Raw genomic sequence first — 15,108 nt, 5'->3', positions numbered from 1 at the left:
ACGGTCCGGGATTCATCGGCTCCGGACCGCGGATTCGGTTGCTGCTGTTGTGGAGTCCCTACCGGCATGCACCGGTCTGCCCCTGTTGATCAACTGCTCCGGATGATGTCTTCCGGTCGTACCGGCACGCGGGTGATATGCCCGGTGCCGCCCTGCTTGCGGCAAGCGTCGCGAATGGCTGCGGCAATCGCCGGTGTCGAGGAGAGGGTGGGCGGTTCGCCCGCCCCGCGTAGCCCGTACGGTGCGTGCGGGTCCGGATTCTCCAGGATCTCCAGCCGCTGCGGGGGTGTGTCGAGAATGGTGGGAATCAGATAGTCCGTGAAGGACGGGTTCCGCACCTTGCCATTGCTTACCTGGATTTCCTCCATCACTGCCAGACCCAATCCTTGAATCGATCCGCCGTGGATCTGGCCCTCGAGGGACAGGCGGTTCATGATCTTGCCAACGTCCTGGACCGCGTCCAGGGCAACGACTTTCACCAATCCGAGTTCGGTGTCGACATCGACCACGGCCCGGTGCACGCAGACCGCGAGCTGGGTGTGGCTATAGCCCTGACCGGTCACCGGATCCATACCCGTGGTGGGCTTGTGGTGGTATTCGCGGGTCGCCTCGACGACCTCGTCACCGAGGACATCGGCAATGGCCGAGAGGACCTCGCCGGTGCCCGAGACGACCTTGCCGCCGATGAGTTGCAACGCGCTGTGCGCACCGTGCTTGGCCTGGGCCAGGGCGAGCACGCGCTCGCGCACCGCCTCACACGCGGTCTTCACCGCGCCGCCGGTCATATACGTCTGACGCGAGGCCGACGAGGAGCCGGAGTCACCGACACCGTTGTCCGCCGGATGGATCACCACCCGTTCGATACCGAGTTCGGTGCGGGCGATCTGCGCCTCGACGGTGACCAGCCCCTGGCCGACCTCCGCGGCGGCGGTGTGTACCAGGGCCACCGGTTCACCGCCGATGACCTCCAGGCGGACCCGGGCGGTGGAGAGATCGTCGAAACCCTCGGAGAAGCAGATGTTCTTGATGCCGACGCCGTAACCGACACCGCGCACCACGCCCTCACCGTGGGTGGTCTGCGACGCACCACCGGGGAGATTGCGAATATCGCCGGCGTCCACGGCCTCCGGGAGCGGCATCGCACTCAGCGTGCCGAGCATCTCGGCCAACGGGGTCGGCGCGTGCACCACCTGGCCGGTGGCCAGCTTGGAGCCCTGCGAGACCACATTGAGCTGGCGCACCCGCACCGGATCCATATCCAGGGCCTCGGCGAGTTTGTCCATCATCGACTCGTGCGCGAAACACGCCTGGACAGCGCCGAATCCGCGCATCGCGCCGCACGGCGGGTTGTTGGTGTACACCCCGTACGCGTCGATCTCGATGTGCGGGATTTCGTAGGGACCTACAGCCAGTGAGGAGGCGTTACCGGTGACGTTCAGCGTCGCGGAGGTGTACGCGCCACCGTCCAGGACGATGAGAACCTTTGCGTAGGTGAGCTTTCCGGTGGCCGTGGCACCGTATTCGTAGAGCATCTTGGCCGGGTGCCGGTGCACGTGGCCGAAGAATGACTCCTCGCGGTTGTACACCATCTTGATGGGCTTACCGGTGTGCATGGCGAGCATGCCGGCGTGGATCTGCATGGACAGGTCCTCGCGGCCGCCGAACGCGCCGCCCACCCCCGCCATGGTCATGCGGATCTGATCGTCGGCCAGGCCCAGACACGGCCCGATCTGCGAGAGGTCGTTGTGCATCCACTGGGTCGCGACGTAGAAGTCGAGTCCGCCGTCTTCGGCCGGAATCACCATGCCGGACTCCGGGCCCAGGAACGCCTGGTCCTGGATACCGACCTCGAACTCCTCGGTGATCACCACCGCGGCCATCTCGCGGCCGACCGAGATATCGCCCACGCGGACCGGCTGGTGCCGGGCGATACCGCCGCGCTCCTGCACCGCGAGCTTCTTGGGAGCCGACAGCACCGCCATCGGGTCGGTAATGGGTTCCAGTACCTCCCAATCGATGTCGATGGCGGCGACGGCACGCCGGGCGATCTCGGGATGGTCCGCCGCGACCAGCGCGATGGGCTCACCGTGATGGCGCACCTCACCGATGGCCAGTACCGGCTGATCCCAGGTGTGATCGAGGCCGTACACCTTGCGTCCGGGCACATCCTCATGGGTGAGCACGGCGTGCACACCGGTCATGGCCAGTGCCGGAGCGATATCGATACTCCGGATGACGGCGCGCGGATGCGGGCTGCGCAGGGTCGCGCCCCACAGCATGCCGTCCATCCACAGATCCGAGGCGTAGGCGAACTCGCCCTTGACCTTCAGGGTGCCGTCGGGGCGCAGCGGGCTCTCGCCGACGCCGCCGCGACCGGGTGCGGCCACCTCGCCCGGGAATCGAGTGGTGCGGGATGTCGTCATCGGATCTCCTGACGCAGCAGGCGCTTACGGGCGAGTACACCCGCGCGGCCGACCTGATCGTGTGGGAGGGTGCGGAGTTCGTCGTTCCGCACCACGGTGCGGCCACCGACGAGCAGACGTGCCAGCGGCGGGGTGGGGCCGAAGACCAGGGCGCACACCGGATCCTCGACCGCGGCGCGGAAACCGTCGACACGCCAGATGGCGATATCGGCGAGTTTGCCGGGTTCGAGACTGCCGATCTCGTTCTGGCGGCCCAGGTTTCGCGCTCCGCCGAGGGTGCCCATCTCCAGGGCCTGGCGGGCGGTGAGCGCGGTCGGACCGTGTACGGCGCGCTGGAACAGCATGGCCTGGCGCATTTCGCCTGCCATGGAGGTCAATTCGCTCGATGCGGCTCCGTCGACGCCCAGGCCGACCGGCGCACCGGCGGCGAGCAGTTCGGAGACGCGGGCGATACCGGCGCCGAGGCGGGCATTGGAGCTCGGGCAGTGCGCCGAACCGGTGCCGGTCTCGGCGAAACGGCGGATATCGGCATCGTGCAGGTGCACGGCGTGTGCGAACCAGACATCGTCACCGAGCCAGCCGAGCTTGTCCATGTACTCGACCGGGGTACAACCGACCTGCTCGATGCAGTGCTGCTCCTCGTCCAGGGTTTCGGCCAAATGCGTATGCAGGCGAACACCTTTGGCGCGGGCGAGCTCGGCGGCGTCGAGCATCAGGCCCTCGCTCACCGAGAACGGCGAGCAGGGCGCGACGGCCACGCGCAGCATGGAGTCGAACGAGGCGTCGTGGTATCGGTCGATGATCTCCTGGGTGTTGATCAGGATCTCTTCGCGATTCTCGACCACCTCGTCCGGCGGCAGCCCGCCCTGGGACCGGCCGCGATCCATGGAGCCACGGCACGGGTGGAAGCGCAGTCCGATCTCGCGCGCGGCCATCACCTCGGCCTCGAACAGATCACCGCGGCCCTTGGGGAACACGTAGTGGTGATCACTGGAGGTGGTGCAGCCGGTCAGCGCCAGCCAGCCCAAACCGGCTGTGGCAGCGCCGTATACGACATCGGCGTCCATTCCCGCCCAGGTGCGGTACAGGCCGGTCAGCCATTCGAACAGCGTCGAATCCTGGAACATGCCCTGGGTGGCCCACTGGTAGAGGTGGTGGTGGGTGTTGACCAGGCCCGGGGTCACCAGGCATCCGGCGCCGGAGACGCGTTCGGCTCCCACCACCGTCGGAGCCGGTCCGGCTCCGAGGGCTTCGATACGGCCGTTGTCGACAATGAGGTAGCCCGAGGGGATCTCATCGCCGACGACCGGTGCGATATAGGCGTTCTCGATAACGATCTTGCCGGTATCGGGCAGGGAGAAGTTCACAGTGCTCACCGCGCGACCGCCTTCCGCTGAGCCGCGAGGCGCACGGCGTCCAGAATCTTCTCGTAACCGGTGCAGCGGCACAGGTTTCCGGCGAGGGCCTCACGGATCTCCACATCGGAGGGGTCCGGATTGCGCTCGATCAGGTCGTGCGCCTGCACAATGAGTCCCGGGGTGCAGAAACCGCACTGCACCGCACCGGCCTCGACGAAGGCCTGCTGCATCGGATCGAGCTTGTCGCCCGCGGCCAGGCCCTCCACGGTGCGCACCGAGCGCTCGTGCACCTGCCCGGCGGCCACCAGACACGAACACACCGGCGTGCCATCCAAATACACTGTGCAGGAGCCACATTCGCCCTGCTCGCAGGCGTTCTTGGAGCCGGGCAGCCCGGCGCGTTCGCGCAGCAGGTAGAGCAGGCTCTCACCCTCCCAGACATCGTCCACGGTCTCCGGGGTGCCATTGACGGTGAAGTTCACCCGCATCAGGCGGCCCTCCTCTCAGCTGTGTAGTCGTTCCAGGCCCAGCCGAGGCTGCGGCGTGCCATCACCGACAGGGCGTGCTTGCGATAATCGGCGGTGCCGCGCACATCGTCGATGGGCTTGGCGGCGGCGGCGACGAGCGTGCCGAATTCGCGCAACAGAGCATCGCTCAGCGGTCCCGGGTTCCCCCAAGGCAGTTGTGCCGCAAGGAAATCCTGGGCGTCATGCGCGCGCAGCGGAGTCGGACCGGCCGAGCCGATACCGGCGCCCACCGTGCGAGTATCCGGGTGCAGGGCGATGCCGAAGGAGCAGACCGCGATGACCATGGCATTGCGGGTGCCGACCTTGGCGAAGTACTGCGGACCGGTGGCGGGCTTCAGCCAGATGGCCCGAATCAGCTCGTCCGGCTCCATGGAGCTCTTCTTCACCCAGACGTAGAAGTCGTCGATCGGGATCATCCGGGTGCCGCGCTCGGCGGACTCCACCTCGATGGTGGCATTGGCGGCCAGCAGCGCGGGATGCGCGTCACCCGCCGGTGAGCAGCCGCCGAGATTGCCGCCCACGGTGCCGCGATTGCGGATCTGCGGGGAGCCGACGGTGCGCGAAGCCTGTGCCAGACCGGGCAATTGGTCACCGAGACGGCGGATGATCCGCTCGAACGGCACACCCGAGCCGATACGCAGCCGGGCATCGGCGGTCTCCTCGTATTCGAAGAGTTCGCGGCAGGGGTTCAGATCGAGCAGCGCGTCCGGGCGGTGCCGGTCGAAGTTCAGCTCGACCATCACATCGGTGCCGCCCTGAATCGGCTTGGCCTCGGGTCGCCGCGCCTTCAACGCGAGTGCGTCGGCCCAGCTGTCGGGTCGTAGGAAATCCATTGCATCACCTCCGAATTCAGGACCACGCCGGGCCGGCGGCGGGCACTTCGCGCACCACCGTGCCCTCGATGAGCCCGTAGGGACGGTCCGCGGCCCAGAACACCTCGTTGTCATTGACCATGCCGAACGGCGACAGGTCGACCTCGAAGTGATGCTTATTGGGCAGGGTCAGCTTGACCTCGGCGATATCGGAGCAGGTCCCGAGGACGCGCTCGCCCATCTCGTAGAGGGTCTGTTGCAGCGAGAGGCTGTGGGTGTCCGCGAAGGCTTGCAGCAGACAACGTTTCACCACTTCGTAGTTCTTGTCCCACTCGACGTTCTCACCGGAGTGCCGCCACTGCGCGTTCACCTCGGTGGCCAGCACGCGGTCGCGGGTCTCGCGCAGCGTGGTGTATTTGTCCTTGATGAAGCCGTGGAATTCGGACTTGGTGGTGTTCAGGACGGTGAGGTCCTTCAGACCCGAGACCACCCAGGCCCGATCACCGTCGTAATGCACCAGGGCGGTGCGGGTTTCGCGGCCCGAGCGTACGAACGAGTGCGGATGAGCGTTCAGCCCCACCACATTTCGCTCCCACTCGTACTCCTCGAGTTCGATGCGGGCGTGATCGATGGTGGGCTGGGAATCCACGAAGTGGCGGGCCAGCTTCAGGCCGAAATCCTCCGGGGAGGCGATCCCGTGCTGTTTGGCGAAGGCGAAGACGGTGTTCTTCTGGGTATCGGTGGGCAGCACCGCGGCATTGTCGCCGGTCAGGTGCACCTGCTCCATATCACCGGAGAGCGCGACGCTGACATTGAGATCGCGGATCTGGTGTTTGGTCCCGTTCTTGTTCACCCGCACCACGCGGGTCTCCGCCTTGCCATAGCGGTTGGGACCGAGCTTGATCGACATTGTCAGCTACCTCGATATGTGGAGAAGGAATAGGGGCTCAGCAGCAGCGGCACGTGATAGTGCTGCGCCGGATCGGTGACGGTGAAGGCGATGCTCACCTCCGGATAGAACGGGCTCAGGTCGCCGGTGTCGAAGACCAGCCGGTGCACACCCGGTTCGGGAGCGGGCAGATCCTTGATGCGACCGTCCGCATCGGTCGTGCCCTGAGCGAGCAGGGTGCCGTCGGCGGCTTCCAGCCGCACCGACACGCCGTCCGCGGGGCGACCGGTGGCCGCGTTCAGCACATGGGTGGAGAGGCTCATATCAACCCCAGCAGTTTGCGAATACGCAGCCGGGTGATGGCGGCCAGTTCGGCGCGGACCACGGCGCGTTCGGCCTCCACCGAATTGCCCAGGCGGCGCTCGAGCTCGGCGAGCATCTCCTCGGCGGTACGGCCGGTGGCGCGGATCAGAAAGACATGACCGAAGTGGTTCTCATAGGCCACGTTCAGGTCCGCGAGCCTGATCTTGACCGCATCGGAGGCCACGGTCGCACCGGACTGTTCGTCCCGCGACCACCGTGCCTCCCGTTCGGCGAACGTACCCGAAACACCTTCGGCGCGTGGGGTTTCCGCGCGCTCACCGATGCGGGGGTGGGCCTCGAGTGCCTCGGCTATATCCGTCCAGTCGAGGGCGTCCAGGCCCCAGAGCGCGGCCTGCATGAGGCTGGACTCGTCGATGTACGGCCGACCGGCCACCATCTTGCGGGCCCATTCCCGCGAGGCGCAGCAGGTGAGCAGCTGGGCCTCGGCCTCTTCCAGGGGCAGCGACCCGAGCCATTCCAGGCGACCCGACATCCGACCTCCATCCATTGGCGACTTGCCCGATAAGTACATCCGCCGGGGACCGTCGACGGCAGGGACGAGACCTCCGAACCTGTGGTCCAGTTCACAACACCCGTTTTGTAGATACATCCAAGCCGGTAACCCGGAGGTCATTGGCTGTTAGCGTTGGCAATCATGCGGTTGCGTTCTCTGCTCGCCCTGACCGAAGCCGGTCTGGAACTCGTCACCGGGGAGGACGAACTCGAAAGGTTCGTTCGCTGGGTGGTTACTACAGACATGCTCGACCCTGCCAGATATCTCTCCGGCGGGGAACTGGTGCTGACCGGATTGCAATGGCGGCGCGAGCCGCAGGACAGCGAGGTGTTCATCTCGGCGCTCGCGCGCGCCAAGGTCGCGGCGGTGGCCGCGGGTGACGCCAAGTACGGCGCGCCCCCGCCCGATCTGGTGGCGGCGTGCGAGCGGTATCGTATCCCGCTGTTCCGGGTGCCCGAGGATATTGCCTTCGCCACCGTCACCGAGCAGGTCAACCGGAATCTCTCCACCGGGCGGGCGGCGGATCTGGCCGCGATCCTGGACCGGCATCGCCAGCTGGTCTCCGGTGGTGGATTGAATTCGGTGCTCGAGCTCATCCATCGCAATCTCGGCACACCGTGCTGGGTGGTCTCCTCCACCGGCCGGGTTGTCGCCGGACCGCAGCAGCCGCTCTCGGCGCAGGTGCAGGCCGCCTGCCTGTCCGCTCAACGCCTACCGTCCACCTGTTCGCTGGACGGTAGCCAATTCTCACTTTTCGCGGTCGACGCGGATGGCACCTCGCGGGTCGCGGACTGGTTCATGGTCTTCGAGAGCGATTACAAGGACTGGCCCGAGGAGCATCGGGCGATTATCGGCGAACTCGCGGCAGTCGTGGCGCTCGAGCGTGTCCGACAGGACGACCGCCAGAATGCCGAGGGACGGCTGGCCCAGGAGCTCATCGAACTGGTCGTCTCCGATGCCAAACCGGCCGAGATCGTCTCGCGGCTCGAGCTCACCGGGCTGGCGCTTTCCGAACGGTATCTCGCCGTCGCGGCCACCGCCGATTCGGGGGCGGTGCGGCCCCGGGAATTACGGTCGCTGTTGCGCGAAATCCTTTACGGCAGAAGTCCGGCCGCCGGTGTGGTGGACGGTGAGGCCATCGCGCTGGTGCCGATCGACGATGACGGCAACCTCGAGGATCGCATTCATCGGGCGGTGGAGGCGCTCGAACCCGGCTTGCAGGGCAGTAGGCTCGCGGTGGGCATCAGCGGCGGGGTGGATGGCGAAAGTCTGCGTGGCGCAGTCGAAGAGGCGCGCTACGCCCGGCGGATGGCGGCCGAACGCAATCAGCCCACCAGTGTGGTGCGGCATGACGAACTGGCCACGCATATGTTGCTGCTGGCCAGCGTGCCCGATGAGGTGCGGCGGATGTTCCGGGTACGGCTGCTGGATCCGCTCGCCACCTACGACCGGGATAATCGCGCCGATCTGGTGCACACCCTGGAGACCTTTCTCCAGGTCTCCGGCTCCTGGTCCAAATGCGCGGATCTACTGCACGTGCACGTGAATACGCTGCGCTATCGGGTGCAGCGGATCGAGGAGCTCACCGAACGCGATCTGTCCCGGCTGGAGGATCGCGTCGACTTCTTCCTGGCACTGGCACTGCGCTGAATCGCTCCGGCGAATTCACCTGCCCGTTGTGCGGCTGCCAGCGGTATCTGCCAGAGTCGGCGTATGACTCGACGCACCCGCGGCGTATGCGCGGTCCTGTGCAGCGCGCTATTGTTCGCCGGATGCGGTAGCACCGACAGCCCCGCGCCCACCACATCCGCTGCGGCACCGGTGGTTTCGACCGGTGAGCTGCCCGCCGCGCGGCCCGGCGAGGTACATCTTTTCGGCATCAACGATCTGCACGGAAATCTGCGACCGCCGTCCGGGAGCAATGGGCAGATCGGCGGGGCGCAGGCGGGCGGGGCGGCCTATCTCGCCGCGCACCTGGCCAAGTTGAAGGCGGCCTATCCGGCCAGTGTCGTCCTGGCCTCGGGTGACAATGTCGGGGCGAGTCCGTTGATCTCGGCGCTGTTCCACGATGAGCCGACCATCGATTTCCTGAACTCGGTGGGGGTGGCGGCGTCTGCGGTCGGCAATCACGAATTCGACGACGGTGTAGTGGAATTGGCGCGGCTGCAGCAGGGCGGCTGCGCGATCGACGGGTGCGCACCGGGCGAACCGTTCACCGGTGCGAAATTTCCCTACCTGGCCGCCAATGTGACCGACGGCAATGATGTGCTGCCGAAGGGACTCCGGCCCTGGACCATGCTCGAGGTCGGCGGGCACAAGATCGGCGTGGTCGGCACCGTCACCCCGGACACCGCGAATATCGTGCTGCCCGAGGGCATTCGGGGATACTCCTTCGGCAATGAGGCCGATGCGATCAACAAGTATGTGCCCGAGATGAAGGCCGCGGGCGCGGAGACCGTGGTCGCGCTGCTGCACGACGGCGGGGCACAGCGGACCAAGGGCGCACCGGTCGACTACAACGGATGCGCCGATATCACCTCCCCCGTCACCGATTTGGCCAACCACACCGATGAAGCGGTCAAGGTGCTGCTCACCGCGCACACCCACCAGGCGTACAACTGCACCATCAATGGCAAGGTCATCACCCAGGCTGCTTCCTATGGCCGCCTGATCACCGACGTCACCCTGCGATTCCACGACGGCGCCGTGGACGCGAAGGCCGTCAACCGCGTGGTAACCCGGGATATCACCCCCGATCCGCCCGCCACCCAACTGGTGAATTTCTTCGCGGACCAATCCAAGCCGCTGGCCGAGCGCGTGATCGGCACCGCCACCGCCGCACTCCCCGCCGATATCGCCCCCTCCGGTGATTCACCGCTCGGAGATCTCTTGGCGGACACCATGCTCGACAGCACCACCGCCGCCGGAGCGGTGGCCGCGGTCATCAATCCCGGCGGTGTACGCGCGGGCCTGCCCGCCGGACCGATCACCTACGAACGGGCGTACACGGTGCAGCCCTTCGGAAATCAGGTGGTCACGGTCAGCTTGACCGGACAGCAGATCATCGACCTGCTCGAACAGCAGTGGGACAATGTCAGCAAACAGGCTGTGCTCTCCATCGCGGGCCTGACCTACGCCTACTCCGATGCCGCGCCCAAGGGGCACAAGATCCTCGCCGATACCGTCCGCATTGCCGGCCAACCACTGAACCCCGTTGCCTCCTATCGGATCTCGACCAATAACTTCCTCTCCTCGGGCGGTGACGGCTTCACCGTCTTCACCCGAGCCACGAATCTCCAGGTCGGGCCGACCGACCTCGACGCGTTCGAGTCGTACCTGCGCGCACACGGCGCGGTGACCCCCGCGCCCACCCGCATCGAGCGCCGCTGAGGACTTCACACACCCTGGGTTGGGCCGCACACTGCTACCGTCTGCGGCGTGAGCACAAGTCAGGGACCGCCACAACCGAAATATGTTCGTTCGCAGCGCCTTTGGCGGACGGTGCGCCGGATCGCGTTCGGCGGGCTGGTGATTGCCCTGCTGACGGTGGTGGGGTTCTTTCTGCAGGGGGTGCCGCAGGGGACCTGTTCGTGCGCGGTCGTCGATCCGGATGGGGCGGTGGCGGGGGCGGCGGGGGTCTTCATCGGGACGCCGACCAAGGTGTTGCACGGGCGGGACTCGGATCTGTACGAGATTCAGGTGACCGAGGTGTTCAGCGGTGAGGTGGGGGCCGTGACCACGGTGGGGACGAGTACCAATACCGAGTGCAGTACCAGCTTCGTGGTCGGGCGGCCGAGTCTGCTACTGGTCACCGCGCCGGTCTCGGCGGGTGCGCGGTGGCAGGCGCACGGGTGTGGACCCGATGTCAGTGCGGCCGAATTGCGGGCGACCGCGCAGACCACCTACGGGCCCGCGCACGCACCGGAGGGGGACCGCGCCGAGATCACGACGTGGACCCGCTTCAACTACAAAGTGCCTCGTACACTGCAGTTTCTGATACTCGCCGCGCTCGGTTGCGTGAGTGTGGCCGGGTATGCGACACGGGAGTTGCACCGGGCGCAACGGGCCGCTCCCAGCGAATCCGAGCGAGGCGATACGATCGCCGAGTGAGTACCTACTGGCACCGCGTCACGCCGCCGCCGCCCGGCTGAGCGGGCGCACCGGCTGAATCTCGCCGCACGCACCGGCTGACCCCCTGGGCAGCCCGGGTCTTCGTGCGCCCGTTCTCGAATTCTCGCTCACAGAAATTCGACGACGGAGTACACGACTGTGTCAGAGAGATTTTCGGGGACCGCTGCGATTCTGCTCGCCGCGGTGCTGTGGGGCAGTACGGGGACAGCGGCCGCGTTCGTGCCCGCCGGGACACCGGCGGGAGCGGTGGGATCGGCCGGGCTCGCCTTCGGCGGATTACTGCTGTTCCTCACCTCACGAGGTAATCGATTACAGCCCAATGGGTTCGAGTGCCGACTGCTCGTACTGGGCGCGGTCGCGGTCGCGGTCTATCCGGTGACCTTCTATCCGGCGGTGGCGCGGACCGGTGTCGCGGTCGCGACCGTGACGGCACTCGGGAGCGCGCCGGTCTTCGCCGGACTGCTCATCTGGACAACCGGACAGGGCAGGCCGAGCAGGCGATGGACAGTGGCGACTATATTCGCCGTAATCGGCTGTGCCGTACTGGTTCTGGGACCGGAGTTGACCGGCTCCGGGACGCCGGTGGACCCGATCGGCATCGCACTCGCCGCCTGCGGTGGCCTGACGTATACCGTCTATTCGCTCGCGGGCGCGAAACTCATCGCGCGCGGCCATCCTTCGGGCGCGGTCATGGGGATCATGTTCGGCATGGCCGGGCTCCTGGTGTCGCCGGTGGTCCTGCACGCCGGAATCCATTGGCTGGCAACACCGCGGGGTGCGCTGGTCGCACTGCACCTCGCGGTGTTCACCTGCTTCCTGGCCTACCGCCTGTTCGGATACGGGCTGCGGCACACCGGCGTCGGCACCGCGACCACACTCACGCTCGCCGAACCGGCGGTCGCCGCGATGCTCGGCGTCGGCCTTGTCGGCGAACGGCTACCGGCACTGTCCTGGTGCGGAATCGCGGTGCTGGCACTGGGTTTGGCGCTGCTCACGCTGCCGTCACCGAGCCCGTTTGCTCGAGTTTGGAGTGCTTTCGCGAGTAGGCGAAGTACACGACCAAACCGACGACCAGCCAGACCGCGAAGCGCACCCAGGTCTGCCAGGGCAACGACCAGATCAGGTAGATCGAGAATCCGATACCGACGACCGGAACCACCGGCATGAGCGGCAACCGGAATTCGCGGGGCTCATCGGGGCGCTTGTAACGCAGGATCATCACCGCGATGCTGACCACGATGAAGGCCATCAGAATGCCGATATTCGTCAGCTCCGCAACGGTATTGATGGGCAGCACACCCGCCAGGACGGCCGATCCGACGCCGACGATCCAGGTGACCCGGGTCGGCACCTTGCGGGTGGGATGGGTTTTGGCGAACCAGCCGGGCAGCAGACCATCGCGGCTCATGGCGTACCAGACGCGGGTCACCGCGAGCATGAACGCCAGCACCACCGTGGCGATACCGACAATGGCGCCGACCGCGATGATATTCGCGATGCCCGGCAGCCCAACGGCTTTGAACGCGCTCGAGAAACCACTGGTCGGATTGATCTCGGTGTACTTCTGCATACCGGTGAGCACCAGGGTCGCCAGCACATACAGCACCATGGCGATGGCCAGGGAGTACAGAATCGCCCTGGGCAGATGCTTCTTCGCCTCGGTGGACTCCTCGGCGGCGGTGCTCATGGCGTCATAGCCGAAGACCGCGAAGAACACCGTCGCCGCGCCCGTCCACACCGCGGCATGACCGTACGGGAAGTACGGCGTGTAATTCGCGCTGTCGATATGGAACACACCCAGCCCGATGATCAACAGCACCACCGCGACCTTGACCGCCACGAAGAACGCCTCGAAACGCCCGACGCTCTTGATACCGCGCGTCAGCACGTATGCGGTACCCAGGCAGAACAGCACCGCGAACACATCCACCACATGCCCGTCCCCGGTCCCGGACGCGCCGAGCATCCAATCCGGCAGGGTCAAGCCGATCTGATCGAGCAGAAAGTTGAAATACCCGGAGACGCCGATGGCCACCACCGCCGAGACCGCCGTGTACTCGAGCAGCAGATCCCAGCCGATGAACCAGCCACCCAACTCCCCCAGCGACACATATCCGTACGTGTACGCCGATCCGGCCTTGGGCACCATGCCCGCGAACTCGGCATAACACAGCGCCGCACACGCACTCGCCACACCGGCGATCAGGAAGGAGATCAGCACCGCGGGCCCGGCGGTCTTATTGGCCACCGATCCCGCCAGCGAGAAGATCCCCGCACCGATGATTCCGCCGACCCCGATGGCGGTCAGCTGCCACAACCCCAAATGCCGGGCCAGCCGCTCATCGACCGGCGTATCGTCCTCGATCTCCCCGATCGGTTTGCGCCGCACGATCTGACTACGCAACTCCGCAATGGACATACCGCGTCCCTCCGTCCCGCCGCGCCCTCGTCGGCGCAGGCTCGACTCGTCCGAGATCGCTCCATCCGATCATGGACCCCTGCGATTTGTCCGGATATCGGCGCGCTGTTATCGCCCGGTAACTGCCGACGGGTTGACAACCCGCCGTGAACTGACCGGGATCACACCAAATTGATCGAATCCAGCACTCGCTCGCCGAGCTCGGCATCACCGTCGATGGTCACATCGCAGCCGCGCCAGGCGCGGCGAGTGGTGGCCCAGGCCGGAAACTCCAACGCCTGACCGCGGATATGGGCAGCCGTTCCCACCTCGGCGGAAACATTGACCCGCAACCGATTTCGAGGAGCGGGCGTGATCCGCCAGGTTCCGCCACCGGGGCCCGACAGGGTGAGCGACACCGGTGCCTCCAGCCATCGCAACCGTGTCCGATGTGACTGCTCGAGCAGCGCCGTCAACCAGTCCAGGATGGCGGTCATCCGCCGCGCATCGGTCTCCGGTGCGGACAGCCCCAGCGCCGGTGCGATGTCGTGCCGCAGGTGGGTATGGCAGTCGAAGACGTAGAGCGCGGGCAGGATTCGCATCGGATACCAGCCGAGCTCACCGACGCGCAGTGGCATCGCACCGATTCCCGGCAGGGTGACGGCACTCAACCCGGTGATCCCCCGCCCGCTCCAGGTCGCGAAGTCCGCCAGCGCCGCTTCCGGTGTCCCCGCGGCGCTTTCGGCGACCACCTCGGCATTCATCCGCTCGATCTGCCGAGAAGTCATGGCCCGCACCGCCGCTGGCGTAATCGCGGTCCGGGTCACGGCCGTCATGTGCACCACCACATCTCGCACACTCCACCCGGACGCGGCACTGGGCATGGCCCACTCCCGCGCGCTCAGCGCACCGCAGAACTCGAGCACACTGGCTCGCTCATCCCGCAGTGCCGCCAAGGATTCCGAACGCCCCACCCGCATCGTCGCCACACCGACAACCTACCGGCGGCCGTTCGACGACCGCGGCGACAAGTCAATTCGGGGTGCTGTCGGTGAGCATGTCACTGCCGTCGTCGGTGCCGTCGACCACCGCTCGAGCGATATCGACCAGGCGACGGCGGGTACGCCGGGCGTGGCCGCGGATGAGATCGAAGGCGGCGTCCGGGGACAGGCCGGTGCGCATGGCCAGCATGCCCTTGGCCTGTTCGATCAGCACGCGACTGTCCAGCGCCTGTTGCAGGCGGCCGTTCAGGAGGCGGGTATCGGCCAGGACTCTGGTATGCCAGATGGCACCGGCAGCGAGGGCGGCGAGCGCACCACCGTAGCCCGCATCGTCGGCGATGGCCGCACCCGGTCTGTCGCCGAACAGGTTCAGCGCACCGAGCGCTTCGCCACGCCAGAGCAGTGGGAGAACCCGCACGCTGTGCAGGCCGAGGCGGGCGGAGCGGATCGCGAAGGCGGGATGACGCGGGCGCAGTCGGGAGATATCGTCGATCGCCAGGGAACGGCCGGCGCGACAGGCGTCCACGCAGGGTCCGGCGGTGGATTGCAACCGGAGCAGGGCGTGCCTGCGCGCGGCGTCCGCGGGCATCGCGGATCCGGACAGCTCCCCTTCGGGGTCGATGAGCAGAACCCCCGCCGCCGACACCAGGGGCAATCCGCCGACCGCCGTCAACAATTGATCCGTCACCCAG

The 15,108-nt window shown here is 66.6% G+C and carries 13 protein-coding genes and 1 pseudogene; 4 read left to right on the top strand and 10 right to left on the bottom strand.

The annotated features are described in order from the left end of the window. Positions 1 to 89 precede the first annotated feature (89 nt). From OHB26_RS27055 to uraD, 7 genes are read right to left on the bottom strand one after another with little or no spacing between them, the layout of a single operon-like run. Positions 90 to 2,423: a xanthine dehydrogenase family protein molybdopterin-binding subunit gene (locus tag OHB26_RS27055; RefSeq protein ID WP_330180059.1), complete on the bottom strand. Its 2,334-nt coding sequence runs from the start codon at positions 2,421 to 2,423 to the stop codon at positions 90 to 92. Beyond that, positions 2,420 to 3,799, bottom strand: coding sequence for an 8-oxoguanine deaminase (locus OHB26_RS27050; protein ID WP_330180058.1), 1,380 nt, complete (start codon positions 3,797 to 3,799; stop codon positions 2,420 to 2,422). The genes OHB26_RS27055 and OHB26_RS27050 overlap by 4 nt, the downstream gene beginning before the upstream one ends. Then, complete coding sequence (locus OHB26_RS27045; protein ID WP_330180057.1) at positions 3,796 to 4,269, bottom strand: (2Fe-2S)-binding protein; 474 nt, start codon at positions 4,267 to 4,269, stop codon at positions 3,796 to 3,798. The genes OHB26_RS27050 and OHB26_RS27045 overlap by 4 nt, the downstream gene beginning before the upstream one ends. Beyond that, positions 4,269 to 5,141, bottom strand: a complete 873-nt coding sequence (locus tag OHB26_RS27040) for an FAD binding domain-containing protein (RefSeq protein ID WP_330180056.1) — start codon at positions 5,139 to 5,141, stop codon at positions 4,269 to 4,271. Before OHB26_RS27040 ends, OHB26_RS27045 begins: the two co-directional genes overlap by 1 nt. 16 nt (positions 5,142 to 5,157) lie before the next feature. Next, positions 5,158 to 6,030 (bottom strand): factor-independent urate hydroxylase, encoded by an 873-nt coding sequence (pucL, locus tag OHB26_RS27035; RefSeq protein WP_330180055.1) that lies wholly within the window; start codon positions 6,028 to 6,030, stop codon positions 5,158 to 5,160. A 2-nt stretch (positions 6,031 to 6,032) separates the two neighbouring features. Further along, on the bottom strand, positions 6,033 to 6,332 hold the full coding sequence (gene uraH, locus OHB26_RS27030) for a hydroxyisourate hydrolase (protein WP_330180054.1): 300 nt from the start codon (positions 6,330 to 6,332) through the stop codon (positions 6,033 to 6,035). Then, positions 6,329 to 6,865 (bottom strand): 2-oxo-4-hydroxy-4-carboxy-5-ureidoimidazoline decarboxylase, encoded by a 537-nt coding sequence (gene uraD / locus OHB26_RS27025; protein ID WP_330180053.1) that lies wholly within the window; start codon positions 6,863 to 6,865, stop codon positions 6,329 to 6,331. Before uraD ends, uraH begins: the two co-directional genes overlap by 4 nt. A 162-nt stretch (positions 6,866 to 7,027) precedes the next feature. Here uraD and OHB26_RS27020 point away from each other — a divergent pair, with 162 nt between their 5' ends. The 4 genes and pseudogenes from OHB26_RS27020 to OHB26_RS27005 all read left to right on the top strand — a co-directional run. Beyond that, the gene (locus OHB26_RS27020) at positions 7,028 to 8,536 is read left to right on the top strand and encodes a PucR family transcriptional regulator (protein ID WP_330180052.1); all 1,509 of its coding nucleotides are present in this window, start codon (positions 7,028 to 7,030) and stop codon (positions 8,534 to 8,536) included. Between the two features lie 63 nt (positions 8,537 to 8,599). Continuing rightward, positions 8,600 to 10,276, top strand: a complete 1,677-nt coding sequence (locus tag OHB26_RS27015) for a bifunctional metallophosphatase/5'-nucleotidase (RefSeq protein WP_330180051.1) — start codon at positions 8,600 to 8,602, stop codon at positions 10,274 to 10,276. Between the two features lie 48 nt (positions 10,277 to 10,324). Continuing rightward, positions 10,325 to 10,996, top strand: coding sequence for a hypothetical protein (locus OHB26_RS27010; RefSeq protein ID WP_330180050.1), 672 nt, complete (start codon positions 10,325 to 10,327; stop codon positions 10,994 to 10,996). 159 nt (positions 10,997 to 11,155) lie between these two features. Next, positions 11,156 to 11,953 (top strand): annotated as a pseudogene (locus OHB26_RS27005) (EamA family transporter); the annotation flags it as partial. Between the two features lie 55 nt (positions 11,954 to 12,008). Here OHB26_RS27005 and OHB26_RS27000 read toward each other — a convergent pair. The 3 genes from OHB26_RS27000 to OHB26_RS26990 form a co-directional block, all read right to left on the bottom strand. After that, positions 12,009 to 13,436, bottom strand: a complete 1,428-nt coding sequence (locus OHB26_RS27000) for an amino acid permease (protein ID WP_330180049.1) — start codon at positions 13,434 to 13,436, stop codon at positions 12,009 to 12,011. A 161-nt stretch (positions 13,437 to 13,597) separates the two neighbouring features. Then, positions 13,598 to 14,395: a maleylpyruvate isomerase N-terminal domain-containing protein gene (locus OHB26_RS26995; RefSeq protein WP_330185799.1), complete on the bottom strand. Its 798-nt coding sequence runs from the start codon at positions 14,393 to 14,395 to the stop codon at positions 13,598 to 13,600. A 52-nt stretch (positions 14,396 to 14,447) separates the two neighbouring features. Next, on the bottom strand, positions 14,448 to 15,104 hold the full coding sequence (locus OHB26_RS26990; RefSeq protein WP_330180048.1) for a GAF and ANTAR domain-containing protein: 657 nt from the start codon (positions 15,102 to 15,104) through the stop codon (positions 14,448 to 14,450). Positions 15,105 to 15,108: the final 4 nt, after the last annotated feature.

Origin of the sequence: Nocardia sp. NBC_01503 (assembly GCF_036327755.1) — a bacterium.
Classification (GTDB): domain Bacteria; phylum Actinomycetota; class Actinomycetes; order Mycobacteriales; family Mycobacteriaceae; genus Nocardia.
This window is presented reverse-complemented; position numbering and strand designations above follow the sequence as displayed.